Annotated in this window: 21 protein-coding genes, 2 tRNA genes and 1 pseudogene; 10 read left to right on the top strand and 14 right to left on the bottom strand. The window is 62.9% G+C overall.

Features of this window, described 5'->3' with window-relative positions:
- Positions 1-306 precede the first annotated feature (306 nt).
- Positions 307-1,341, top strand: a complete 1,035-nt coding sequence (locus tag ACNAOU_RS12200; RefSeq protein ID WP_422757031.1) for an endonuclease/exonuclease/phosphatase family protein — start codon at positions 307-309, stop codon at positions 1,339-1,341.
- On the opposite strand, the gene ACNAOU_RS12205 is transcribed toward ACNAOU_RS12200, so the two are convergent.
- Positions 1,338-2,117: an SDR family oxidoreductase gene (locus ACNAOU_RS12205; protein ID WP_422757032.1), complete on the bottom strand. Its 780-nt coding sequence runs from the start codon at positions 2,115-2,117 to the stop codon at positions 1,338-1,340. The genes ACNAOU_RS12200 and ACNAOU_RS12205 overlap by 4 nt on opposite strands.
- Before the next feature lie 72 nt (positions 2,118-2,189).
- Between ACNAOU_RS12205 and valS the strand changes: the two genes are divergently transcribed.
- Together valS and ACNAOU_RS12215 are read left to right on the top strand one after the other, a co-directional pair.
- Complete coding sequence (gene valS, locus ACNAOU_RS12210; RefSeq protein ID WP_422757033.1) at positions 2,190-4,811, top strand: valine--tRNA ligase; 2,622 nt, start codon at positions 2,190-2,192, stop codon at positions 4,809-4,811.
- Between the two features lie 342 nt (positions 4,812-5,153).
- Positions 5,154-6,029 carry an Fpg/Nei family DNA glycosylase gene (locus ACNAOU_RS12215; protein ID WP_422757034.1) on the top strand — a complete coding sequence of 292 codons (876 nt, stop codon included), beginning with the start codon at positions 5,154-5,156 and terminating at the stop codon, positions 6,027-6,029.
- 32 nt (positions 6,030-6,061) lie between these two features.
- Here the strand turns inward: ACNAOU_RS12215 and ACNAOU_RS12220 are convergent, their stop codons facing one another.
- The 6 genes from ACNAOU_RS12220 to ACNAOU_RS12245 all read right to left on the bottom strand — a co-directional run bounded on the left by ACNAOU_RS12220 (position 6,062) and on the right by ACNAOU_RS12245 (position 11,319).
- Complete coding sequence (locus ACNAOU_RS12220) at positions 6,062-6,706, bottom strand: DsbA family protein (RefSeq protein WP_018777830.1); 645 nt, start codon at positions 6,704-6,706, stop codon at positions 6,062-6,064.
- Between the two features lie 81 nt (positions 6,707-6,787).
- The gene (gene clpX, locus ACNAOU_RS12225; RefSeq protein WP_018777831.1) at positions 6,788-8,077 is read right to left on the bottom strand and encodes an ATP-dependent Clp protease ATP-binding subunit ClpX; all 1,290 of its coding nucleotides are present in this window, start codon (positions 8,075-8,077) and stop codon (positions 6,788-6,790) included.
- Positions 8,078-8,259: 182 nt separating this feature from the next.
- Positions 8,260-8,919: an ATP-dependent Clp protease proteolytic subunit gene (locus ACNAOU_RS12230; RefSeq protein WP_018777832.1), complete on the bottom strand. Its 660-nt coding sequence runs from the start codon at positions 8,917-8,919 to the stop codon at positions 8,260-8,262.
- A 40-nt stretch (positions 8,920-8,959) separates the two neighbouring features.
- Positions 8,960-9,571, bottom strand: a complete 612-nt coding sequence (locus ACNAOU_RS12235; protein WP_018777833.1) for an ATP-dependent Clp protease proteolytic subunit — start codon at positions 9,569-9,571, stop codon at positions 8,960-8,962.
- 220 nt (positions 9,572-9,791) lie between these two features.
- The gene (tig, locus tag ACNAOU_RS12240; RefSeq protein WP_018777834.1) at positions 9,792-11,174 is read right to left on the bottom strand and encodes a trigger factor; all 1,383 of its coding nucleotides are present in this window, start codon (positions 11,172-11,174) and stop codon (positions 9,792-9,794) included.
- A 70-nt stretch (positions 11,175-11,244) separates the two neighbouring features.
- Positions 11,245-11,319: transfer RNA gene (locus ACNAOU_RS12245), tRNA-Pro, on the bottom strand.
- 128 nt (positions 11,320-11,447) lie between these two features.
- On the opposite strand from ACNAOU_RS12245, the gene ACNAOU_RS12250 reads away from it, so the two are divergent.
- Positions 11,448-11,521: transfer RNA gene (locus ACNAOU_RS12250), tRNA-Gly, on the top strand.
- Between the two features lie 61 nt (positions 11,522-11,582).
- Here ACNAOU_RS12250 and ACNAOU_RS12255 read toward each other — a convergent pair.
- The 3 genes from ACNAOU_RS12255 to ACNAOU_RS12265 all read right to left on the bottom strand — a co-directional run bounded on the left by ACNAOU_RS12255 (position 11,583) and on the right by ACNAOU_RS12265 (position 14,055).
- Complete coding sequence (locus ACNAOU_RS12255) at positions 11,583-12,470, bottom strand: Fpg/Nei family DNA glycosylase (RefSeq protein WP_422757035.1); 888 nt, start codon at positions 12,468-12,470, stop codon at positions 11,583-11,585.
- Positions 12,470-12,910, bottom strand: coding sequence for a ribose-5-phosphate isomerase (locus tag ACNAOU_RS12260; RefSeq protein ID WP_018777836.1), 441 nt, complete (start codon positions 12,908-12,910; stop codon positions 12,470-12,472). Before ACNAOU_RS12260 ends, ACNAOU_RS12255 begins: the two co-directional genes overlap by 1 nt.
- Before the next feature lie 140 nt (positions 12,911-13,050).
- Entirely contained in the window at positions 13,051-14,055 is a 1,005-nt protein-coding gene (locus ACNAOU_RS12265; protein ID WP_039241778.1) for a hypothetical protein, read from the bottom strand.
- A gap of 130 nt (positions 14,056-14,185) precedes the next feature.
- Between ACNAOU_RS12265 and pepN the strand changes: the two genes are divergently transcribed.
- Positions 14,186-16,747, top strand: a complete 2,562-nt coding sequence (gene pepN / locus ACNAOU_RS12270; RefSeq protein ID WP_422757036.1) for an aminopeptidase N — start codon at positions 14,186-14,188, stop codon at positions 16,745-16,747.
- 55 nt (positions 16,748-16,802) lie between these two features.
- Complete coding sequence (locus ACNAOU_RS12275; RefSeq protein ID WP_422757037.1) at positions 16,803-17,282, top strand: OsmC family protein; 480 nt, start codon at positions 16,803-16,805, stop codon at positions 17,280-17,282.
- Here the strand turns inward: ACNAOU_RS12275 and ACNAOU_RS12280 are convergent.
- Positions 17,279-18,276: pseudogene (locus tag ACNAOU_RS12280) on the bottom strand (NAD-dependent epimerase/dehydratase family protein). The gene ACNAOU_RS12275 and the pseudogene ACNAOU_RS12280 overlap by 4 nt on opposite strands.
- 87 nt (positions 18,277-18,363) lie before the next feature.
- Between ACNAOU_RS12280 and ACNAOU_RS12285 the strand changes: the two are divergent.
- Positions 18,364-19,062 carry a mechanosensitive ion channel family protein gene (locus tag ACNAOU_RS12285; protein WP_422757038.1) on the top strand — a complete coding sequence of 233 codons (699 nt, stop codon included), beginning with the start codon at positions 18,364-18,366 and terminating at the stop codon, positions 19,060-19,062.
- The gene (locus ACNAOU_RS12290) at positions 19,055-19,537 is read left to right on the top strand and encodes a globin (protein WP_272932205.1); all 483 of its coding nucleotides are present in this window, start codon (positions 19,055-19,057) and stop codon (positions 19,535-19,537) included. Before ACNAOU_RS12285 ends, ACNAOU_RS12290 begins: the two co-directional genes overlap by 8 nt.
- On the opposite strand, the gene ACNAOU_RS12295 is transcribed toward ACNAOU_RS12290, so the two are convergent.
- Positions 19,534-20,211, bottom strand: coding sequence for a hypothetical protein (locus tag ACNAOU_RS12295; protein WP_189075471.1), 678 nt, complete (start codon positions 20,209-20,211; stop codon positions 19,534-19,536). The two genes, ACNAOU_RS12290 and ACNAOU_RS12295, sit on opposite strands and share 4 nt — an antisense overlap.
- Positions 20,212-20,274: 63 nt before the next feature.
- On the opposite strand from ACNAOU_RS12295, the gene ACNAOU_RS12300 reads away from it, so the two are divergent.
- On the top strand, positions 20,275-21,180 hold the full coding sequence (locus ACNAOU_RS12300) for an acyl-CoA thioesterase (protein ID WP_018777844.1): 906 nt from the start codon (positions 20,275-20,277) through the stop codon (positions 21,178-21,180).
- 109 nt (positions 21,181-21,289) lie between these two features.
- On the opposite strand, the gene ettA is transcribed toward ACNAOU_RS12300, so the two are convergent.
- Positions 21,290-22,972 (bottom strand): energy-dependent translational throttle protein EttA, encoded by a 1,683-nt coding sequence (gene ettA, locus ACNAOU_RS12305; RefSeq protein ID WP_018777845.1) that lies wholly within the window; start codon positions 22,970-22,972, stop codon positions 21,290-21,292.
- Between the two features lie 56 nt (positions 22,973-23,028).
- Complete coding sequence (locus tag ACNAOU_RS12310) at positions 23,029-23,319, bottom strand: DUF6993 domain-containing protein (protein WP_227453651.1); 291 nt, start codon at positions 23,317-23,319, stop codon at positions 23,029-23,031.
- Positions 23,320-23,332: 13 nt separating this feature from the next.
- On the opposite strand from ACNAOU_RS12310, the gene ACNAOU_RS12315 reads away from it, so the two are divergent.
- Entirely contained in the window at positions 23,333-23,581 is a 249-nt protein-coding gene (locus tag ACNAOU_RS12315) for a hypothetical protein (protein ID WP_064722246.1), read from the top strand.
- The last annotated feature ends 72 nt before the right edge of the window (positions 23,582-23,653 follow it).

Raw genomic sequence — 23,653 nt, forward strand, 5'->3', positions numbered from 1 at the left:
ACTGTCAGGATGCGAGGACGGCTTCTGTGCTGCCTGTCGGCTGCGCAGGTACCGCGGTACCACCTCACTTACCGGAACGTGATGTTCCGGCCTCTCATTACTGCTGTGACGGGCTTACCCGCCCGGTTCTACTGGGCACTGTTTGCCGTTGAGGGCATTCGGTGCTTTTCTTCCGGAAGCTCACCGGTGATGGCCGGGTCAATGCTGGTCCATACAGTCTAGCGGCAGCCGGGGCTCCTGCTCCACTCGCAGAGTCATCCCTGGGGAGGACGGTCCCGGGCGGGAGGGCTGCATAGACTCGGGTCCATGTCGAACCCCGCTCCTGCCGTCCCGGCTGCCAGCAAAGCACATCGTCGGCCTTCCCTTGCATGGACCGTATTCGCACTTCTCTTCGCGGTACCAACGGCAGGCATCTCACTGTTCCGCGCGATTCCTGCCGAGTGGCCCCTGCCGGTGGTCCAGCTGTTGTCTTTCACTCCATGGCTTGTCATCCCGGCTGCCGTGGCGCTGCTCTTCGCTGTGGTGGGGCGGCGGATTTGGGTCATCATCACGACGACGGCCCTGCTGGCGGTCCAGCTGTTCTGGCTTTTTCCGCTGGACGCCGGGAAGCCCATGGAACTGCCCGCGGGAACGGTCACAGTTCCGGTGAAGGTCATGAGCCTGAACACCGAGTATGGCGAGGCCGATGCACCGACCATTGTGCAGTTGGTCCGTGAGAACGGCATCCAGATCCTGGCGTTGCAGGAACATACCCAGGGTTTGGAGGACCGCCTCCGCGCGGAAGGCTTGGAGGCGATCCTTCAACACCGTGTCAGCGAGCCCAGCGACGACGCGTCGGGCGGCGCCGTCTACTCCGTGTTCCCGCTTGAACCCGATGGTCTCCTGCCGGATACCCCGTTCCGCATGGCCGTCACGAGGGTCCTCGTGTCGGACCAGGCCTCCGGTGCCAGGTCGGCTTTGAACCTCACTAACGTCCATGCGCTGCCCCCGGTGGACGAAAGGATCGAACAATGGCGGAGCGATCTTGGGAAGATCGGCCGTCAGGCCTCGACTCCAGGAAACCATCTGCTGATGGGCGACTTCAATTCCTCCTACGACCACCCGGAGTTCCGGGCGATGCTGGATTCCGGAAGGGACGGAGCGAAGCTGGTGGACGTGGGAACGGCAGCGGCGGGGCGGTTATCCCCCACCTGGCCTATGGAAGGGCCGCAGCTCCCGGGAACGGTGTTGGACCATGTGGTCACATCACCACGGATCGGCAGCAGCGGCTACCTGGTTCGCAAAGTTCCCGGTTCGGACCACGCAGCTGTGCTCGCCACGTTGGAGGTCCCTGCGGGCTAGTCCTGCTTGCGGACCAGTTTGTGGTTGGCTGCCTGGGCCACCGGACGAACCACGATTTGGTCCAGGTTGATGTGGTGCGGCAGTGAGACTGCGTATTTGACGACGTCCGCAACGTCGTCGGCTGTCAGGGGCTTCTCCACGCCGGCGTAGACCTTGGCTGCCGCCTCTTTGTCTCCAAGCCTGTTCAGTGCGAATTCCTCTGTGTACACCAGGCCGGGAGCCACTTCGATGACACGGACGTTATTGCCCACCTCTTCAAGGCGGAGCGCATTGGTCATGGCGTGCTGGGCGAACTTCGCCGCGTTGTACCCTCCGCCGCCTTCATAGGCGGACAGCCCGGCCGTCGAGGTGAGATTGAGGACCGTCCCTTGGCCGTTTCCGCGCAGCATCGGCAGGAAGGCGCGGGTGATTTTCATGGTGCCCAGGACGTTCACCTGGTACATCCACTCCCAGTCTTCGGTATCGGCATTCGCAATGGTGTCAGAGCCCCTCGCACCGCCGGCGATATTGATGAGCGTGTCAGCACCCCCGGCTTTCGTGACAGCCGCAAGCAAGGCGGCGACGTCGTCGTCGTCGGTGATGTCTGCCGGGAACGGCACGGCGCCGGTTTCGGCACCCAGGGCACCAAGCCGGTCAGCCCTGCGCGCTACGGCGAAGACCTTCCATCCCGTGGCGGCCAGGGCCCTCACGGTGGCCTCGCCGATGCCGGTGCTGGCTCCGGTTACCACGGCCGTCTTGTTCTGTCCTGCGGGGATATTGTGCGCTGCCAAAGTCATGGCACTACCCTATCGGGGGTGCAAGGTTCCGGGGCGGCGGGTTGTAACGCCAGGCCATGAAACAATTGGTCCATGGCTGAATCAACGCAGGGTACAGACACGCCCGCCACCGCCCCCATTAACGTTCCCGACAAGCCGGCCCTTGAAGGCCTTGAGGCTGCCTTGACGCAGCGCTGGCTTGAAGAGGGAACCTACAAGTTCAATCCGGACACCACCCGGGAGCAGGTCTACTCGATCGACACTCCCCCGCCGACGGCTTCAGGCTCGCTCCACGTGGGCCACATGTTCTCCTTCACCCAGACCGACGTCCAGGCCCGTTACATGCGGATGACGGGCAAGAACGTCTTCTACCCCATGGGCTGGGATGACAACGGGCTGCCGACCGAGCGCCGCGTCCAGAACTACTACGGTGTGCGCTGCGATCCCGCCATCCCTTACAAGGCGGACTACACTCCCCCGGCTCAGCCGGCCAAGAACCAGCGCGATTTCGACGTCGTTTCGCGCCAGAACTTCATCGAACTGTGCGAGGAACTCGCCGTTGAGGACGAGAAGGTCTTCGAGAACCTGTTCCAGACCCTCGGCTTGTCCGTGGACTGGGACCTGACCTACCGCACCATTGACGACACCTCCCGTGCCGTGTCCCAGCGCGCCTTCCTGGCCAACCTAGCTGCGGGCGACGCCTACATGGCCGAGGCACCCACCCTGTGGGACGTGACCTTCCGTACCGCTGTGGCGCAGGCCGAGCTCGAGGACCGCGAAGTCGCCGGCGCCTACTACCGCTACCCGTTCTTCACCGAAGACGGCGAAAAGATCTTCATCGAGACCACCCGTCCGGAACTGCTGGCTGCCTGCGCCGCGTTGGTGGCCAACCCCGACGACGAGCGGTACCAGCCGCTCTTCGGCAAGACCGTGAAGTCCCCGCTCTTCGACGTGGAACTCGAGGTCAAGGCCCACCCGCTCGCCAAGGCGGACAAGGGTTCCGGCATCGCCATGGTGTGTACGTTCGGTGACCTGACCGACGTCACCTGGTGGCGCGAACTCCAGCTGCCCACACGCGCCATCATGGGCCGCGACGGCCGCATCATCGCCGACACCCCGGAATGGATCACTACCGACGCCGGCAAGGAAGCGTATGCCGCGATCGCGGGCAAGACGGCCTTCTCCGCCAAGGAAGCCGTAGTGGAACTGCTCAAGGCAGCAGCCCTGCTCGATGGCGAACCGAAGAAGATCACCCACCCGGTGAACTTCTTCGAAAAGGGCGACAAGCCACTCGAAGTTGTCACCTCCCGCCAGTGGTACATCCGCAACGGTGGCCGCGACGAGGAACGCCGTGAGCGCCTGATCGCACGCGGCCAGGAAATCAACTTCCACCCGTCCTTCATGCGCTCCCGCTACGAAAACTGGATCGCCGGCCTGAACGGCGACTGGCTCGTATCGCGCCAGCGCTTCTTCGGTGTGCCCATCCCCGTCTGGTACCCGCTGGACGCGCAAGGCAACCCGGACTACGACCACCCGATCCTGCCCTCGGACGAGATGCTCCCCGTGGATCCGGCAGCCGACGCCGCACCCGGTTTCGACGAGTCGCAGCGCGACCAGGCCAACGGCTTTACCGGCGATGCGGACGTCCTGGACACCTGGGCAACGTCATCGCTGACACCGCAGATCGTGGGCGGCTGGAGCCGTGACGAGGAACTGTTCTCCAAGGTCTACCCCTTCGACCTGCGCCCCCAGGGCCACGACATCATCCGTACCTGGCTGTTCTCCTCAGCAGTGCGTGCTGACGCCCTGCAGAAGAGCGCACCGTGGAAGCACGCAGCGATCTCCGGCTGGATCCTGGATCCGGACCGGAAGAAGATGTCCAAGTCCAAGGGCAACGTCGTTGTCCCCACGGACGTGCTGAACGAGTACGGTTCGGATGCTGTGCGTTACTGGGCCGCTTCGGCAAAGCTCGGCGCCGACACGGCATACGAGATTGCCCAGATGAAGATCGGTCGCCGTCTGGCCATCAAGCTGCTGAACGCCTCCAAGTTCGTGCTGAACCTCGGGGCCACCGAGAACTCCGTGGTGACCACCGACCTCGCGGTGCTGACGAACCCCCTGGACCGTGCGCTGCTGGCGCAGCTGTCCGACGTCGTCGCGCAGTCCACCAAGGCGTTCGACAACTACGACTACGCCCGGGCGCTCCAGATCACGGAATCGTTCTTCTGGCAGTTCACGGACGACTACGTCGAACTGATCAAGGACCGCGCCTACGGGGCGGCCGGCGAGTCCGAGCAGGCTTCCGTACTGGCCGCGCTGGCAACGGCCCTGGACTCCCTGCTTCGTCTCTTCGCCCCCTTCCTGCCCTTCGCCACTGAAGAAGTGTGGGGTTGGTGGCGGACAGGGTCGGTCCACCGCGCCGAATGGCCCGCCGCCCTGGAAATCACCGACGGCGACACCACCATGCTGGGCACGGTCGGAATCGCTTTGAGCGGCATCCGCAAGGCAAAGTCCGAGGCCAAGGTCAAGCAGCGCACCGAGGTTCTCTCAGCATCCATTACAGCTTCGGAGATTCTGGTCTCGCAGCTGAAGGCGGGTCTGGGCGACTTGAAGGCGGCCGCTAACGCGCAGGAAATCACGCTGCAGTCCGGCGAAGGTGAACTGACAGTCAGCGACGTTGTCCTGGCACCTGCCGAGGAGACTCCAGCCTCTTAAGGCCAAGGTGAGCCCGGCAGTATCCGGGCAAAGGGGAAGCCCCATCAGCGTTTTGCCGTTGGTGGGGCTTCGACTTTTCGGCTGTCTGGTGACGACTTGACAGTCTGGCGGAATCCTTGGAATTTCAGGTCTTCCTACCTCGTCACTGGTAGCTTGCTTCCAACTGTGCCAAAGGCTGCGTTGGTTGCATATCACTGAATCTTTGGTTTCCGTGTCCCTCTTCTTTCGAAGTGGGTAAGAACCATTGTTGTACCGCAAAAGACAACACGCAAGGGCTCCGGGATAACTACAATCCTGTAGTTATCCTGCCGATCCGGAACCACCTGTGGCAAAGTAATGTCCATGCCGGAACTGCCCGAAGTGCACGGCCTGTGCATGTACCTGGACGCCCAACTCCACGGAGCCACGCTGACTGAGGTCCGCATCAACTCCTTCTCGGCACTCAAGACCGCCGACCCGCCCTACACCGCCCTCGAAGGCAGGACAGTCCAGGGGGTGCAACGGATCGGAAAGTTCGTTTGCGTTGACCTGGACGGACTGTTTTTCGTGTTCCACCTGGCCAAGGCGGGCTGGGTCCGCTACACGGAGCACCCGTCTTCGGCAGGGTTACGGATGGGCAAGAGCAACATTTCGGCAAGGTTGCTGTTCCACCGCGCCAGCGACGACGCCCACATCGGAATGGACCTCACCGAAGCCGGGACGAAGAAAAGCCTGGCCATCTATGTGGTCAGGGACCCACAGGAAGTTCCAGGCATCGCAACACTCGGTCCCGAGCCGCTGAGCCCGGACTTCGATGAGGCTGCATTCGCCGCGATTCTGAAGTCCAGTCCACAGCAGATCAAAGGCCTGTTGCGCAGCCAAAGTGTCATAGCCGGAATCGGCAACGCCTACAGTGACGAGATCCTCCACGCCGCCAGGATCTCCCCTTTCGCCATAGCAAAGTCGCTGGACCAAGAGACCGTGGCGCGGCTGTATCAGTCACTGCAGGAGGTCCTGGTCGGCGCCGTCAACGCGGCAGCCGGGAAGCCATCCAGCGAACTCAAGGACACCAAGCGCAGCAACTTCCGCGTACACGCCCGGACGGGCCTGCCGTGTCCTGTGTGCGGAGAAACAGTAAGGGAGGTGTCCTTCGCGGACACCTCCCTCCAATACTGCCCCCACTGCCAGACCAACGGCAAGATCCTGGCCGACCGCCGGACCTCACGATTCCTCAAGTAGCCCGGCCGTGTCCTCTGGAGGGCAACAAGCGGTTAGTTGAATTCAGGGCTTTCGGTGCGGCTGCGCTTCAACTCGAAGAAGTGCGGGTAGCCGGCCAGGGTCACGGTTGCATCCCAGATCTTCCCGGCTTCCTCGCCACGCGGAATGCGGGTGAGTACGGGGCCGAAGAACGCAGTGCCGTTGACAGCGACCACGGGGGTTCCGACGTCCTGCCCTACCAACGAGATTCCGGACTCGTGGCTGGCCCGCAGCTTGGAATCGTATTCATCGGAAGTGGCAAAACGTGCCAGGTCCGCGGGAAGCCCGGTGTCGGCCAGGGCTTTCTGGATCACGGATGCGCGGTCCTTATTGCCCTCATGGTGGATCTGCTCCCCCATGGCGTCGTAGAGGGGCTTGACGTAGCTGCTGCCATGAAGCTCCTGCGCAGCAATGATCACGCGGACCGGTCCCCAGCTGTCGTCCATCATGGCCCTGTAGTCGGCAGGTAGATCGCGGCCTTCGTTCAGGACGGAAAGGCTCATTACGTGCCATTCGGTCTCGATACCGCGCACCTGTTCGACTTCCCCGATCCAGCGCGACGTAATCCACGCGAACGGGCAGACCGGGTCGAACCAGAAATCTGCCTTGTTGACGGTGTTGTCGGACGCGGTCACTTCAGACACAAGCTGTTCGGACACAGGGGAACTCCTCGGAAGAGTGGAAACGTGGCTTTTTCAAGGCGGCTCGCAACCAAGCCGCTCCTTTTTGCCAACGGCAGTTTAGGCAGACTTATTCCGCCGCTTTGCCACCACGTCATGGGCGATCATGGTGGGCTGGGCTTTCTTGGATACGGCATCCGCTGTGATGACCACCGTCGCGATGTCGTCCCGGCTGGGAAGATCGAACATGACCGGGAGAAGCACTTCTTCCATGATGGCCCGCAAACCACGGGCGCCGGTGCCCCGTTCGAGTGCCTGGTCCGCTATGGCATCCAGGGCGTCCTGGTCGAACTGCAACTCCACGCCGTCCAGCTGGAACATTTTCTGGTATTGCTTCACGAGCGCGTTTTTGGGCGTGGAAAGGATCTGGATCAGCGCCGGACGATCAAGGCTCGACACGGTGGTGATGACAGGCAACCGGCCAATGAATTCCGGAATAAGTCCAAACTTCAGCAAGTCCTCGGGCATGACTTCCCCGTAGGTGTCCACATTGTCCCTGGCTTCGTTCAGTGGTGCACCGAAGCCAATGCCCTTCCGGCCGGACCGGGAGCCGATAATGTCCTCCAGGCCGGCAAAGGCGCCCGCCACAATGAAGAGAACATTGGTTGTGTCGATCTGGATGAACTCCTGATGCGGGTGTTTTCGGCCACCCTGGGGAGGTACAGAGGCCACAGTGCCTTCCAGGATTTTCAGGAGGGCCTGCTGCACACCCTCACCGGACACATCCCGGGTGATCGAAGGGTTCTCGCTCTTTCGCGAGATCTTGTCGATCTCGTCGATGTAAATAATGCCCTGCTCGGCCTTCTTGACGTCGTAGTCGGCGGCCTGGATGAGCTTGAGCAGGATGTTTTCAACGTCCTCGCCGACGTAGCCTGCTTCGGTCAAGGCCGTGGCGTCTGCGACAGCGAACGGGACGTTCAGCCGGCGGGCCAGGGTTTGGGCCAAATAGGTTTTACCGCAGCCGGTGGGGCCGATCAGCAGAATGTTGGATTTGGCGATCTCCACATCCTCGTGATGGGGCCCTTCGCCCAAGCTGCCGGTCTTGGGTGCATGCCCGGCCTGGATGCGCTTGTAGTGGTTGTATACCGCTACCGCGAGCGACCGTTTGGCGGGTTCCTGGCCGATGACATATTCCTGCAGGAAATCAAAGATTTCGCGGGGCTTGGGCAACTCGAAGCTTCCGAGATCGGAGACCTCGGCCAGTTCCTCTTCGATGATTTCGTTGCACAGCTCGATGCATTCGTCGCAGATGTACACACCGGGCCCGGCAATCAGCTTCCGCACCTGCTTCTGGCTCTTTCCGCAGAAAGAACACTTCAGCAGATCCGTGCTCTCACCAATCCGAGCCATGTGGGAATCCCTTCGTTGCATGCGGGTGATGCGGCTCCGCGCCGTACTCAAGTGTGCGGCCAAGCCGCGGTTGGCACCACCGTGACACCATCCACTCTAGGTCACAATGGGCTGCTTGCGTGGAAACAGAACGCCGGTGCGGTCCATATTTCGCGAACCGCACCGGCGTCGTATTCCGTGTGCTACCGGGCGATTGCCTGCGGCTTGATCTTCCTGGAGTCAAGAACCTGGTCGATCAGGCCGTAGTTCATGGCTTCGGCCGCCGTCAGGATCTTGTCACGCTCGATGTCGTTATTGACCTGCTCGGAGGTGCGGCCCGAGTGGTGGGCCAGCGTGTCTTCAAGCCAGGTCCTCATGCGCATGACCTCCGCAGCCTGGATCTCGAGGTCCGAGGCCTGGCCGCCCTGGCCGCCGGAGAGGGCAGGCTGGTGGATCAGGACCCGGGCGTTCGGCAGAGCAAGACGCTTGCCGGGAGTTCCGGCCGCGAGCAGGACCGCGGCGGCGCTGGCTGCCTGGCCCAGGCAGACCGTCTGGATCTCCGGACGGATGTATTGCATGGTGTCGTAGATGGCCGTCATGGCCGTGAAGGAGCCGCCCGGCGAGTTGATGTACAAGGTGATATCGCGGTCCGGATCCGTCGACTCAAGGACCAGCAGCTGGGCCATGATGTCGTCGGCAGATGCGTCGTCAACCTGCACGCCGAGGAAGATGATGCGGTCCTCGAACAGCTTGGTGTACGGATCCTGGCGCTTGAAGCCGTAGGGCGTGCGCTCTTCGAACTGGGGCAGGACGTAGCGGCTGGACGGGAGGTTACCGGCAGACCATCCGAAGTTGTAGTTCATGTTCTTACTCCTGGGGTTTCAGTGATTCTTTGGTGCCGGATTAGTTTTCGGAGTTCGACTGGTTGGCCGTACCGCCGCCACCGGCCACAGAACCGGCGTGCGCCGAGATCTTGTCGAAGAAGCCGTATTCCAATGCCTCGGCGGCCGTAAACCACTTGTCGCGGTCGTTGTCCTTGAGGATGGTCTCCACGGTCTGTCCGGTCTGCTCCGCCGTAAGCTCCGCCATGACCTTCTTCATGTGCAGGATCAGTTCCGCCTGGATCTTGATGTCCGAGGCCGTTCCGCCGATGCCGCCGGAAGGCTGGTGCATCAGGATGCGGGCGTTGGGGGTTGCGTAACGCTTGCCCTTGGTTCCGGAGGAAAGGAGGAACTGGCCCATGGAAGCTGCCAGGCCGGTGGCCACGGTGACAACATCGTTCGGAATGAACTGCATGGTGTCGTAGATGGCCATACCGGCCGTCACGGAACCACCCGGCGAGTTGATGTACAGGTAGATGTCCTTCTCCGGGTCTTCGGCCGAGAGAAGGAGCAGCTGGGAGCAAATGGCGTTGGCGTTCTCGTCACGCACTTCAGAGCCGAGCCAGATAATGCGCTCTTTCAGCAGGCGGTTGTAGATGTAGTTGTCCTGGGCTGCGGGATCGACAGTTGCCATCCGGGGAGCCTCTGATTGCTGTGACATAAGTACTTACCTCTCGCTGGTGCCAGTGACCTCACTGAACTTCACTACTTGGACACTAACCGTTTTCCGGGGTGATTTGTTCGCCGGAATCGCGCTGTTCGCTGACGGCGCACGTTTGCTTTCTGCGCCACTGTTCGGCCTTAAAGAAAACCGACCCCGGATCAACTGATCCGGGGTCGGCCTGCGTCGTGAATTAGAACTTCACTGCTGCGGGGTCGTCGCTGGCAGGAGCGTCTGCTTCTTCCGAAGCTTCAACAGCTGCAGCTTCTTCGGCTGCGGCTTCTCCGGCGGGGCGGACGAAGTCCGTCAGGTCAACCTTGTTGCCCTCGGTGTCGACTACCTCGGCCTGGCCCAGTACAACGGCCAGGGCCTTGCGGCGGCGAACCTCGGAAACCATCATGGGGACCTGGCCGCTCTGATCAATGATCTGGGCGAACTGGTTGGGGTCCATGCCGTACTGGCTTGCCGTGGTGACGATGTAGTCGATCAGCTCGTTCTGGCTGACTTCAACTTCTTCCTTGTCGGCAATGGCGTCGAGGATGATTTCGTTCTGGAAGGCGCGCTCGGTGTTGGCCTTGACCTCGGCGCGGTGCTCCTCGGTGTCGTGGTCACCTTCGCCGTGGGCGTTCTCCGGGTTGAAGTGGGCCTCGATCTGCTCTTCGACGACAGAGTCCGGAACCGGAACCTCAACGAGCTCAACGAGCTTGTCCAGGACCTTGTCGCGGGCCTCGACGCCCTGCTCCACAACCTTGGAGTCGGCTGCCTGCTTGGCGAGGTCCTCGCGGAGCTCTGCAAGGGTGTCGAACTCGGAAGCGAGCTGGGCAAAGTCGTCGTCGGCCTCGGGAAGCTCGCGCTCCTTGACGGCCTTGACAACAACCTTCACCTGGGCAGCTTCGCCGGCGTGGTCGCCGCCAACGAGCGTGGTGTCGAAGATGGCTTCTTCGTCGGCGGACAGACCGGTAACGGCTTCGTCCAGGCCTTCGAGCATGGTGCCGGCGCCTACCTGGTAGGACAGCCCGGCAGCGGAATCGATCTCTTCGCCGTCAATGGTGGCGGTGATGTCGATGGTGAGGAAGTCGTCGTTCTTGGCAGGGCGCTCAACGGTCTTCAGCGTGCCGAAGCGGCCGCGCAGTTCGTCGAGGGACTTGTCAACGTCGGCGTCGGAGGACTCAGCAGCAGCAACCTCAACCTTGATGCCGGCGTAGTCCGGCAGTTCGATCTCGGGGCGGACATCGATCTCCACCTGGAACTTGAGCTCGCCGTCGGTTGCGGACGGATCCGGAACCTCGGTGATTTCAACCTCAGGACGGCTCAGCGGGCGGACGCCGGTTTCCTGGACTGCAGCCTGGTACCAGCCGTTGAGGCCATCGTTGATGGCCGTCTCCAGGACGTAGCCTCGGCCGACACGCTGGTCGATGAGCTTGGAGGGAACTTTGCCCTTGCGGAATCCGGGAACCTGGATCTGCGAAGCAACGGTCTTGTACGCGGCATCGATGCTCGGCTTCAGTTCCTCAAAGGGAACCTCAACGTTGAGCTTGACCCGCGTTGCGGTGAGGTTCTCGACAGCGCTCTTCACAGTCTAAGTACTCCTGATTTTGTGGGTATGGGGTTCTGTCGTGTCCCGGAATCGGACACAAAACACAGAGTCGGGGTGACAGGATTTGAACCTGCGACTTCCTGCTCCCAAAGCAGGCGCTCTAGCCAAGCTGAGCTACACCCCGAACGCACAGGACAGTCTACGGGCAAGCGGGCCGGGAATGCACATTTGACACCGCCGCCGGAATTAGGTTTAGTTGTACCCGGCTTCAATAGCCGCCGGGAAGTTGTCCTCAAGCAGGATATTCCTCCTGGGGACGTAGCTTAATGGTAAAGCCTCAGTCTTCCAAACTGATTACGCGGGTTCGATTCCCGTCGTCCCCTCCAGGCAAAGCGCCCCCGATCCACGGATCGGGGGCGCTTTTTTCTGTTCAGATCCGGCAGAAACCTAGACCTGGCAGCCGGGGCACCAATAGAGTTTGCGGGCACCGATTTCCGTCACACCCACCAGCGTCCCGCAAGCGCGGCAGGGCATTCCCTCGCGCTTATAGACGAAGTGGGCATCGGCGTCGGGCGCCAAGACGCCGCCGCCGCTCCAGAGTGACGGGGGTGTCGTAACAATCCGGCCATCGCGGACGCCATCGGACATGGTTGCCACTGTGTCGTCCCACAGCCGGCCTGCGGTCTCGACGTCAATACCTGTTCCGGGCGTCCATGGGTCCACCGCCTGCCGGAACAGCACTTCGGCGCGGTAGATGTTCCCGACCCCGGCCAACACGGACTGGTCCATCAGCAGCAGTGCTACAGCGGTCTTGCGCCGGCGCAGGCGCGCGATGAACTCCTCGCGGTCCCCGGGCCGGTTTTGGAGGGGGTCGGGCCCCAGGCGGTCCAGCACGGCTTCCGCCTCGGCAGCAGTGATCGCCGCGCATGTGGTGGCACCACGAAGATCAGCCCAGCCGTGTTTTGAGACAAGCCTGACGCGGACGGCACCCACGGGCTCCGGCGGACCGGCGTAGTCACCACCGTCCGCGCCTGAACCGCTCTCCCGCTCCCCGATGCGGCGCGGAGCTCCAATGCTTGAGGAACCAGTGAATGTGCTGTCTCCGCCAAAACTCCAGGCTCCGTACAGGCCCAGGTGCACGTGGAGGAACAGGCCGTGATCGAAGCGGAGGAAGAACTGCTTCCCGTGGGCCGTAGCTTCCTCCAAGGTGTGTCCCGTCAACAGGCTTGCGCCGGCCACGAAACGTCCTTGGGGACTGGAGACTTCCAGGCGCTGCCCGCCAAAAACATCCTGGAATTGGCGGGCCAGCCGATGGACCGAATGTCCTTCCGGCACTACTGGACGATTTCGCCGGTGGTTTCGTACACGGCGATCTTGCCGATGCGGCGGACATGGCGCTCGTCGTTGCTGAACGGTTCCTGCAGGAAGGCTTCAATAAGCTCCGTGGCTTCTTCCACAGTGTGCTGGCGGCCGCCGACGGCCACGACGTTGGCGTCGTTGTGTTCCCGGGCCAGTTTTGCGGTGGAGAGGTTCCAGGCCAAGGCTGCGCGGACACCCTTCACTTTGTTGGCGGCAATCTGCTCACCATTTCCCGAACCACCCAGGACAATGCCAAGCGCGTGAACCCCGGCCTCCTGGTCAGCGACGACCGCAAGGGCGGCGTTGATGCAGAACGACGGGTAGTCATCCAGTGCGTCGTATTCCTTGGGCCCGTGATCCACTACTTCGTAGCCCTTCGCAGTGAGGTGGTTGACCAAGTGGGCGCTCAGTTCCATTCCAGCGTGGTCCGTAGCGATGTGGACGCGGGGTGTTGTCACGGGAAGTCCATTCTTATCTGGCGCGCCGGTTCGGCACTGGGCAGCGGCACAGCACATGCCGGGGCGCGGCGTTGAGGGATGCGCTACCTAGGTTACCGCTACCGCGGTTGTTGGGCCTGCCCGTCATCGTGGGCCCGACGGGCAGCCCTGTTGAGAATTCCGGCAAGTTTGTCGGCTGAGGCACGCGTACCTGCGCTTAAAGCGACGCGGCCACCGTTAAGTTTCTTTACCACCACGGCCGGGCCGCTTCCCACCAGCATGGCGGTGGCGTCGTCATGATGCCGCCAGCCCCAGCCGCCGTAGTCGGCGGCTTTGACCTCCGCGGCAGCAGCCGCAGCGATCTCGACGGCGGGAACGGTCAGGACCCGTACGATGCCTCCTGCGAAGACCTGCAGGCCTCCCCTGTCCGCCCGCACCCTGGCAAACAGGAAACAGGCACCAACCAGCGCCGCCGCGGCCACGAGGGCGCCGAGCCATGGCACTGCGACCGCAATCAAAGCAGCAGGGAACACTGCCGAAACGATGATCATGACGAACACCGAACTTCGGGCGTGGACCCACATCCTGAGGCTGTCGTGGGCCAGCTCCGGATCCGCCAGGAGGCGCAGCTCTTTCTGGAGGGCCACGTCGTCTTCCCGCGTCCACCGGGGGTCCGGTTTGAAAGCGAACATCATGACGACTCCAAGGGCCAACGCGGCTCCGCTGCCCATAGCCAGCACGATCGGGTCGACATGGGACTCGCGGGCGTCGGCAGCCCCGCTTTGGCCCACCAGGCCGGCCGCCAGGACTGTGGTGATGAACAGGCTGACCATCAGGCCGATACCCATCATGACGCGCCGCATGATCACGGGCCGGGAAATCGGGACAGCCTGCAGGAACACTGCCCAACCGCACAAGGTGATGAGCGCCGCGCCGACTGCCACATAGGCGCCGAACGGCGCGAAGGACGTGCCGCCGTCGGCACTCCACATGACCGCCACGGGGTTGGGGAGATCATTGCGGAGCATTTGGGCGCACACCACGAAGCCGATGGCAAGCAGCAGAGGAAAGGCCACCGCGAACCTTAAGGCGCGGACGTCGAGGTTTTCCCGGATCGATCCCATATTCCAACGCTACTCCGTGGGAGCGACACTGTGGTGTCCACTCCTTGCCTTCCGTCGTGGGAGTGAAAGAATAACTTCATACCAGCGGCCGGCGGACCGGCCGGTCATCCCGATCTCCGGAGGCACTACTTTGCCAGGCCTGAACCTCACGCGCGATGAAGCCGCGAACCGCGCCGAACTGCTCACTGTCGACTCCTACGACGTCACCTTGGACCTGGCCCGCGGCCCGGAGGTTTTCGGCTCCACCACCGTGGTCAGGTTTTCTGCCGAGGCGGGATCCTCGACGTTCATCGATGCCATCACGCACACCGTCCACAGCGTGACGTTGAACGGCACTGACCTGGACCCAGCGGAGGTCTCCGACGGCGTCCGCATCCAGCTGCCGGGGCTTGCTGCTGAGAATGAACTGACGATTGTGGCAGATGCGCCCTACATGAACACCGGCGAGGGCCTCCACCGCTTCGTGGATCCCGTGGATGGGGAAGCGTACCTCTACACGCAGTTCGAGGTTCCGGATTCCCGGCGCATGTTCGCCGTCTTTGAGCAGCCCGATCTGAAAGCGGCTTTCACGTTCACGGTCACGGCGCCGTCGCACTGGGACGTTGTTTCCAACTCCCCCACTCCTGTTCCCGTTGAGGCTCCTGCCGCGGAAGATGGCAGCGCGCGCTCCGTATGGAAATTCGCGCCGACTCCCCGGCTCTCCTCCTACGTCACTGCCTTGATCGCAGGGCCTTACCAGTCGGTCCGTTCAGAGGTCACCAGCTCCGACGGCCGGGTCGTTCCCCTGGGAGTGTTCGCCCGCAAATCCCTGATGCAGTACCTCGATGCCGACAACATCTTTGAACTGACCCGCCAGGGTTTCGAGTTCTTCGAGGCCCAGTTCGGCTGCCCCTACCCGTTCGAGAAGTACGATCAGTTGTTTGTGCCGGAATTCAACGCCGGCGCCATGGAAAACGCCGGTGCCGTCACCATCCTCGAAGGCTACGTCTTCCGCGGGAAGGTCACCGGCGCGCAGATCGAACGGCGCGCCATTACGGTCCTGCACGAACTGGCCCACATGTGGTTCGGTGACCTGGTGACCATGCGCTGGTGGAACGACCTCTGGCTCAACGAGTCCTTCGCCGAATACATGTCGCACCTAGCTGCCGTGGAGAACACCGAATTCGACCGGGCCTGGACCACGTTCGCTTCGGTGGAGAAGTCCTGGGCCTACAAGCAGGACCAGCTGCCCACCACGCACCCGATCTTCGCCGAGATCAACAACCTCGAAGACGTCGAGGTCAACTTTGACGGCATCACCTACGCCAAGGGCGCATCTGTACTTCGCCAGCTGGTGGCCTGGGTAGGCCCGGAACAGTTCATGGCCGGTGTCCGGACCTACTTCGCCAAGCACGCCTGGAAAAACACCGAGCTCGCAGACCTCATGGTCGAACTGGAAGCCGCTTCGGGCCGTGACCTCGACCAATGGGGCAAGCTCTGGCTCGAAACGGCAGGCGTGAACACCCTCGCACCCGAGGTAACCGTCGACGCTGAAGGCACCATCACTGCCTTCTCAATCCAGCAGACCGCCATCGATGAGCAACCTACCCTGCGTCCGCACCGCCTCGCCGTCGGCTTCTACACGCTCTCCGGCGAAGGGAAGCTGGAACGCACCCATCGCGAAGAACTCGACGTCGACGGCCCCAGGACCGACGTGCCCGCACTGGTGGGCAAAGCTCGCCCGGACCTGATCCTGCTCAACGACGACGATCTCGCCTATGCAAAGGTGCGCCTGGACCAGCACTCCCTCGCCACAGCCAAGGAACACCTGAAGGACTTCGCAGCCAGCCTGCCCCGCACCCTGGTGTGGGGCTCAGCCTGGGATGCAGCCCGCGACGGTGAGACCCCGGCCCGCGGCTATGTGGACCTGATCCTGGCCAATATTGCCCACGAGACCGACTCTTCGGTCATCCTGGTCCAGCTCCGCCAGCTCGCCACCACCCTGACCTACTACGTCGCCGCAGAACATAAAGCCGCGACCACCATCGCAGCAGCGGACAGGCTCTGGGAACTTGCTTCGAGCGTGGAAGCCGGCTCCGACGCCCAGCTGCAATTCGCCAAGTCCTACGCCCAGTTGGCACGCAGCGAGGCACAACTGGACCGTCTCCAAGCCCTCCTGGACGGGATCGAAACCTTGGAAGGGCTCACCGTGGACCAGGACATGCGCTGGGAGCTCCTGACCGCGCTGGTGGCTGGCGGACGCCAAGGCCAGGAACGCATCGACGAAGAACTCGCCCGCGACAACACCTCCAACGGCCAGAACGCTGCCGCGCAGGCCAAGGCGGCCATTCCCACCCCGGAAGCCAAGGCAGCGGCCTGGGAGTCGATCGTGGTCAAGGGAGAACTGTCCAACGCACTTCAGTCGTCAGCGGTGGCGGGCTTCATGCGCGTCCCGGACACTTCCCTGCTGGAACCCTACGCGGAGAAGTACTTCCAGGCCGTGCCCGGGATCGTCAAGGAACGCACCCACGCACTGGCCCAGCAGATCGTGGTGGGGCTTTACCCGGCCCAGCTCACCACGCAGGCTACGGTGGACCGCACCGACGCGTTCCTGGCCGGACTTCCCGAAGAAAACGCAGCCCTGCGCCGCATGATGCTGGAAAACCGTGACGGAGTGGCCCGCGCCCTTCGCGCCAGGGCGGCCGACGTCTAGGACCAGCCCGCGGGGTCCATGCGGACAGTCGGTTGTGCCTGACTAGACTGTCCGCATGGGCCTGAACGAACACCACTACGCGCTGACTGTCCGCTGGACCGGGAACCTCGGAGAGGGCACAGCGGGCTACCGCGCATATTCACGGGACCACGACGTCGAGATCAGCGGACTTCCCACACTCAAGGGGTCGGCCGATCCCACGTTCCATGGCGACCGGACGCGCTACAACCCGGAGCAACTGCTGCTTGCTGCGCTCTCGCAGTGCCACATGCTGTCCTTCCTGCACGTGGCCGTCAAGCACGGAGTGGTGGTTACCGGCTATGAGGACAACGCCGAAGGGCTCATGAAACTCAACCGTGACGGCAGCGGGCAATTCGAGAATGTGACGCTCCGGCCCCATGTCACCATCGTGGACGCCGCGCACGCTGCTTTGATGCCGCAGCTTCACCATGAGGCCAACCAGGTCTGCTTCATTGCGCGAAGCGTCAACTTCCCGGTCCTCCATGAACCGATCACGACGGCGGCCGCGGCCTAACGCTGCAGCTCCCGCCAGAGCGCCACGAGCCTTTGTTCGGTCCCGCGGCCAAGGCCTGCTTTTCGCTCTCTGTCCAGTCCCCGCATCCGCTCGTCGTCAAGCGTGGCAGCCAGGGTTTCCTGCCATGGGCGCAAGGTCATTCCCGCATCCCGTGCCGCACGGTTGGAGCGGGCTTGGAAGCCATCGTGCCCCGGGGGAAGCCACAAGGGCAGTGAGTCCGGTCCCGCCCAGTAGTCCACGCCCTGCTCAACGAGCCAGTGCTCGGAGGGACGGATAACATCACTCTCTTCGGCCCCGGCAATCCGTTGGGATTCGGTGATGTAGTCACCGAAGCGAACAACATCGCCCAAGGCGTTGTACGTTCCCGTCAGCCCGCCTTCGGCCGAACGCAGGATCCAGGTTGCTAGATCCCGGACGTCAATGATCTGGGTTGCGGCGGTGGGAATGTCCGGAACCAACACCGTGTCACTGTCCGCAGCGAACCTGGCCGGCCAGTAGCCATATCTGTCCGTACCGTCCCCTGGGCCGCCGATGAGTCCGGACCGTACGATGTGCGCCTTCTCCCCCACCAGGCCCAGTGTCAGGTGCTCGATGGCTGATTTGGACTCGCCATAGCTTTCCGGGCCGGCCGTATGCCCCTCTGGCAGCGGCTCCAGCAGGGCCGCGCTTTCATCCGCGCCAGGTACTGAGTGGTCCGCATACACCGAACAGCTGGAGACGAACGTCCAGTGTTCCGCGACAGGTCCCAGCACCTCCAAGGCCTCGCGTGCCTGGACCGGACCCTGGAAACGTCCACCACCGCGTCCCAGCTGTCTGCCACCTCCGCATAGGCCGCGGCACCCAAGGTGCGCTCCCCTCGCACCCACGTGGCGCCGTCGGGCGGGTTGGATGAAGTACCCCGGGCAAAACAGGTGACGTCATGACCGGCGGCAACTGCCTGCCGGGCGATTTCTGCTGACAGGAAGGCGGTGCCGCCCAGGACCAGGATGCGCATACCGTCACGCTACGGCGCTAGGGTTAAACGTGGACAGAGTGTTCCGCGCCCGGCGAACACGGGCCGACCACAAGGAGTTATTCCACTTTGACCTTTATCCCCCTTGCGGAAGCCATCAACATCGAACCCGAAAAGATCGACCTCGTTTCGATCCTCATTACCGTAGGCATCGGCCTGCTGGTGTGGATCGTGGCGCGCTTCATCATCCTGCGCATCACGCGGCGCGTATCTGCCGGCAGTTCCTTCTTCAAGAAGCCGCATTTCAAATGGGTCCAGCCCGCCATCCGCGCCCTGGACCATGAGCGGCGTTCCCAGCGCGCCGAAACCATCGGCTCGCTGCTCACCAGCCTGGTAAGCGTCGTGGTGGTGGTGATCGTCATCATCTACGTCCTCAAGTTCATGAATGTGGACGTCGCGCCCCTGCTGACCAGCGTGGGGATCCTGGGTGTCGCCATCGGCTTCGGCGCCCAACAGCTCATCCGCGACTTCCTCGCCGGCATCTTCATCACCATCGAGGACCAGTACGGGATCGGCGACGTGATCGTCACCAGCGAAGTGGTTGGTACCGTTGAGTCGGTTGGACTGAGGATCACCCGCGTCCGCGCGGAAGACGGAGCCATCTGGTACCTGCGGAACGGTGAGATCCTGAGGGTCGGAAACCGTTCCCAAGGGGACTACGTGCCGCTGGAGTCACCCGACAACAGCGACGAATCAGGCGCCTCAGCAGCGCCCGTCACAGCTGGCGCATCGCGCGTCACCAAAGCCGAGGAGAAGTCCAATGAGTAACACTGCAGGCGGGGAGCCCCAGCCGGCGCAGGCGGGTCCCCGACGCCAGCTGATGCAAAACGACCCTTTCAGCCAGCCTGCGTACACGGACAGTTTCTATGCCGCCGTCGGCGGCCATGAAACGTTCGTGAAGCTCATCGACGTGTTCTACGACGGTGTGGCCACTGATCCGCTCCTGCGCCCCATGTACCCGGAAGAGGATCTTGGGCCGGCGAAGCGCCGCTTCCTGATGTTTCTCGAACAGTACTGGGGTGGGCCCACCACGTACGGCGAGGAGCGCGGCCACCCGCGTCTTCGCATGCGCCACATGCCCTTCCAAGTGACTCCCGAAGCCAAGGACCGTTGGCTGTTCCACATGCGGACGGCCGTGGACGCTCTGGACCTGTCGCCCCTTCATGAGGGAACCCTGTGGGACTACATGGAACGGGCCGCACTGACCATGGTCAACAGCCCTTCGGCAGTTCCCCGGAACTAGCCCGGAAAACCGAGGCCGAGCCCCGCGCCTGTGCGTACCAGCACATGGCCGCGGGGTCCGCTGAGCCGGTACCACCGACCATTCATGAAGACCTGCTGCGCACCATCGCCCAGGAATCCAAGGGCGAAGGCCGCAAACGCGGACCCGGCAGGCAGGCCCCCGCCGTCGGGAAGCTCACGGCCCCAGACAGCAGCCCTTGCAGTATTGACCACCGCAGCACCTGCCGCGGTCGGAATGACGCCGGCCACCTCCGCGATGCCTGCTTCCGCGGCTGACTTGAGGTCGGCGTCGGACAATGTCCCCAGCGCCTCCCAGCCGCTGCGTGGCGCACCAACTCCGGCCCATGACTCCGAAACGGTCGACGGCGGGATGGGAAGTTCCACATCATCGGCACCGGAGCGGGCCAAACGGTCCATGACGGACGCGAGCGTTACGGTGACATCCGCGTGAGCCGGTTCAGCCAGCGCCATTGTCCTCAAGCCAAGGATCGTCGGCGTGGATTCACCCAGGATGCGCGGCCGCAAGACGCATACATAGGCAGCGAGGACGTTGCCTGCCGCCTGGAGGCGGATAGCGCCGTCGTCGATGCTTTTTGCCCGGGTGGCGAAGGTCCGCAAATCGGCGAGGTCGCGGGGATCGGCGAAGCGGAAGGACTGGGTCAAGACGTCTGTCACATGATCGACTCTACCGGCATGTCCCCGGTTGAGAGGGGTCGGGGTGGCGTCTAAAGTCGAACCATGACTGAGACGAACACTGGCCTCCAGGTGGCAGCACCCGCAGAAGACCCCATGGAAGTGCTTATCGGCCTGCTGGACCTCGGTGACTTCGACGGAGCCCGGACCAATGAGGACATCTTCCTTGGTCCGTCCCAAAAGCAGCCCCGGCACCGTGTTTTTGGGGGCCAGGTGCTGGCGCAGTCGATGATGGCCGGCATGCGCACCGTGGAGCCGGACAGGGTGGCGCACTCCATGCACGGCTACTTCCTGCGTCCCGGGGATGCCAACAAGCCCATCACCTTCGGCGTTGAACGGCTGCGTGATGGCCGTTCCTTCTCCGCCCGCCGCGTGCACGCCTACCAGGACGGCGTCCCGATCCTTTCGATGATCGCCTCGTTCCAGGTGGAGGACAACGGCCTCGACCATCAGGCAACCATGCCCGAAGGCATCCCGGATCCGGAAACCCTCCCAAGCACAGCCGAGCTCTTGTCCCACTTCGACCACCCGCTGGCCCGGCACATGTCCTCCGAGCGGCCCTTCGACGTCCGCCACATCGACCCCGCGCTTTACGTATCCCCGCCAAGCGAGCATGTGGCCACCAATGCGGTGTGGATGAAGACCATGGGTCCGCTCCCTGACGACCCCAAACTGCACATCGCAGCCCTGGCCTACGCCAGCGACTACACACTGTTGGAGCCCATCCTCCGCAAACACGGTCTGTCCTGGATGACGCCGGGCATGAGCGTAGCCAGCCTGGACCACGCCATGTGGTGGCACCGGCCGGTCAAGGTGGACGAATGGATGCTTTACGTGCAGGAGTCCCCCAGCGCCCAGGGTGCCCGGGGTTTGGCCACGGGCAGGATCTTCAACCGCGACGGCGTGCATGTTGCCACCGTGGCGCAGGAGGGTATGGTGCGGATTCCATAGCGTTCAGACGCTCACGCAGTTCGGAATCACACGCAGGAAGGCCGGTCCCGTGGGACCGGCCTTCCTGTGTTCTGTACTGCCAGCTGCTCTGTACTGCCAGCGGCGGTGGTTAGTCGCGGGTCAGGCGGCGGTGCGTCACGCGGTGCGGCTTGGCGGCATCCGGGCCCAGGCGCTCCACCTTGTTCTCCTCGTAAGAGTCGAAGTTGCCCTCGAACCAGTACCACTTGGACGGGTTCTCATCGTCACCTTCGTAGGCGAGGATGTGCGTTGCCACCCTGTCCAGGAACCAGCGGTCGTGCGAGACCACCACGGCGCAGCCCGGGAATTCGAGAAGCGCGTTTTCCAGGCTGCTGAGGGTTTCGACGTCGAGGTCGTTAGTGGGTTCGTCAAGGAGCAGGAGGTTGCCACCCTGCTTGAGCGTCAGTGCCAGATTGAGGCGGTTGCGCTCACCACCGGAGAGGACACCGGCCTTCTTCTGCTGGTCCGGGCCCTTGAAACCAAACGCCGAAACGTAGGCGCGTGAGGGCATTTCCACCTGGCCGACTTGGATGAAGTCGTGGCCTTCGGAGACTACTTCCCACAGTGACTTGTTGGGATCGATGCCGCCACGGGACTGGTCAACGTAGGAGATCTTCACGGACTCGCCGATCTTGAGCTCACCGCCGTCCAGGGGTTCCATGCCGACGATCGTCTTGAAGAGCGTGGACTTGCCCACACCGTTGGGACCGATCACGCCGACGATGCCGTTGCGCGGAAGGGAGAAGGAGAGGTCTTCGATCAGGACACGGTCGTCGAAGCCCTTCTTCAGGTCCTTGGCCTCGATGACCAAAGAGCCCAGGCGCGGTCCCGGCGGAATTTGGATCTCTTCGAAGTCCAGCTTGCGGGTCCGCTCCGCTTCTGCGGCCATTTCCTCGTAACGTGCAAGACGGGCCTTGGACTTGGTCTGGCGGCCCTTGGCGTTGGAGCGCACCCACTCAAGTTCTTCGCTAAGACGCTTGGAGAGCTTCGCGTCCTTCTTGCCCTGGACCTCGAGGCGGGCCTTTTTCTTCTCCAGGTAGGTGGAGTAGTTGCCCTCGTAGGGGTAAAGGTGGCCACGGTCCACTTCCGCGATCCATTCAGCCACGTGGTCAAGGAAGTACCGGTCGTGGGTGACGGCAAGTACTGCGCCGGGGTACTGGGAAAGGTGCTGCTCCAACCACAGCACACTCTCGGCGTCTAGGTGGTTGGTGGGCTCGTCAAGGAGCAGGAGGTCCGGCTTCTGCAACAGGAGCTTGCACAGTGCTACGCGGCGGCGCTCACCACCGGAAAGGACGGTGACGTCGGCGTCTGCAGGCGGGCAACGCAAGGCGTCCATGGCCTGCTCAAGCTGGGAATCGATATCCCAGGCGTCAGCAGCGTCAATGGCTTCCTGGAGCTTGCCCATTTCATCAAGCAGCGTGTCGTAGTCCGCGTCCGGGTTGGCCATCTCTTCCGAGATTTCGTTGAAGCGCTGGATCTTGCCGTAGATCTCGCCAACGCCTTCCTGGACGTTGCCCAGGACGGTCTTCTCCTCGTTCAGCGGCGGTTCCTGCAGGAGGATGCCCACGGTGTAACCGGGGCTCAGGCGGGCCTCGCCGTTGGAAGGGGTGTCCAAACCGGCCATGATCTTCAGGATGGTGGACTTGCCAGCACCGTTCGGGCCCACGACGCCGATCTTCGCGCCAGGGTAGAACGACATGCTGACGTCGTCCAGAATAAGTTTGTCGCCAACGGCCTTGCGAGCCTTGGTCATCGTGTAAATGAATTCCGCCATGCCCTTAAATCTAATGGGTAGGCGTACATAACTCACATTCGCTGCCTGAGGCCGGGCTAGCGGGCGTCTCCTACGAAGCATTTTCCGGTTGAGAGCACGGGCAACACCGTGACCACAACGCCGCCATCGCGTATCTGCCCCATAACGCAGGATTTCCCGGCCAGGGTGGCCGCTTCCATGGCGTCAACGTCAAGGCCGGTGGGTGTGCGGCTGACTGATACCTCGATATTCTCCTGGGGAATTCCTGCAGATACCAATGCGGCACGCAGCGCCTCCCTGTCCGGTTTGGGATTGCCGGCCACAAGGTTCTTAAGCGTGGACTCGACGGTTGATGTCGTTGCAGCCACAGCTGGATCCGCAGTGTTGGAAGGGCCCTCCGCGGCGCTGGCGGACGCGCTGGCTCCAGGGCTGACGGGCGAGCTTGCGCCACTGCTGGCGCCCGGAGCGGTGGACCCCACCGGGGTGGTTGGAGGCCCGGGTGTGGCCGTGCAGCCTGTAACCAGGACAAGAGCGGCGACCAGCATTGACCACCCCGCCAGACGGACCTTGGTGGTGGACGCCGGCGCCGGCCCGCGATACTTCGAAGTGCTTCCCCTGCTTATCACCTAGTCATTGTGCCATTCACAGACGACTTCGACGGGCGTACCGTGTGCACCGGAAGGGTTCCCGACGGCGGGACGC

Source organism: Paenarthrobacter sp. C1 (genome assembly GCF_049315185.1).
GTDB classification, from domain to species: Bacteria; Actinomycetota; Actinomycetes; order Actinomycetales; family Micrococcaceae; genus Arthrobacter; species Arthrobacter nicotinovorans.

Bases quoted from the DNA above. Each gene is read 5' to 3' on its own strand.
- ACNAOU_RS12200 (WP_422757031.1), top strand. From the start codon at position 307: ATGTCGAACCCCGCTCCTGCCGTCCCGGCTGCCAGCAAAGCACATCGT.
- ACNAOU_RS12205 (WP_422757032.1), bottom strand. From the start codon at position 2,117: ATGACTTTGGCAGCGCACAATATCCCCGCAGGACAGAACAAGACGGCC.
- valS (WP_422757033.1), top strand. From the start codon at position 2,190: ATGGCTGAATCAACGCAGGGTACAGACACGCCCGCCACCGCCCCCATT.
- ACNAOU_RS12215 (WP_422757034.1), top strand. From the start codon at position 5,154: ATGCCGGAACTGCCCGAAGTGCACGGCCTGTGCATGTACCTGGACGCC.
- clpX (WP_018777831.1), bottom strand. From the start codon at position 8,077: ATGGCTCGGATTGGTGAGAGCACGGATCTGCTGAAGTGTTCTTTCTGC.
- ACNAOU_RS12230 (WP_018777832.1), bottom strand. From the start codon at position 8,919: ATGAACTACAACTTCGGATGGTCTGCCGGTAACCTCCCGTCCAGCCGC.
- ACNAOU_RS12235 (WP_018777833.1), bottom strand. From the start codon at position 9,571: ATGGCAACTGTCGATCCCGCAGCCCAGGACAACTACATCTACAACCGC.
- ACNAOU_RS12260 (WP_018777836.1), bottom strand. From the start codon at position 12,910: ATGGAACTGAGCGCCCACTTGGTCAACCACCTCACTGCGAAGGGCTAC.
- ACNAOU_RS12265 (WP_039241778.1), bottom strand. From the start codon at position 14,055: ATGGGATCGATCCGGGAAAACCTCGACGTCCGCGCCTTAAGGTTCGCG.
- ACNAOU_RS12275 (WP_422757037.1), top strand. From the start codon at position 16,803: ATGGGCCTGAACGAACACCACTACGCGCTGACTGTCCGCTGGACCGGG.
- ACNAOU_RS12290 (WP_272932205.1), top strand. From the start codon at position 19,055: ATGAGTAACACTGCAGGCGGGGAGCCCCAGCCGGCGCAGGCGGGTCCC.
- ACNAOU_RS12300 (WP_018777844.1), top strand. From the start codon at position 20,275: ATGACTGAGACGAACACTGGCCTCCAGGTGGCAGCACCCGCAGAAGAC.
- ettA (WP_018777845.1), bottom strand. From the start codon at position 22,972: ATGGCGGAATTCATTTACACGATGACCAAGGCTCGCAAGGCCGTTGGC.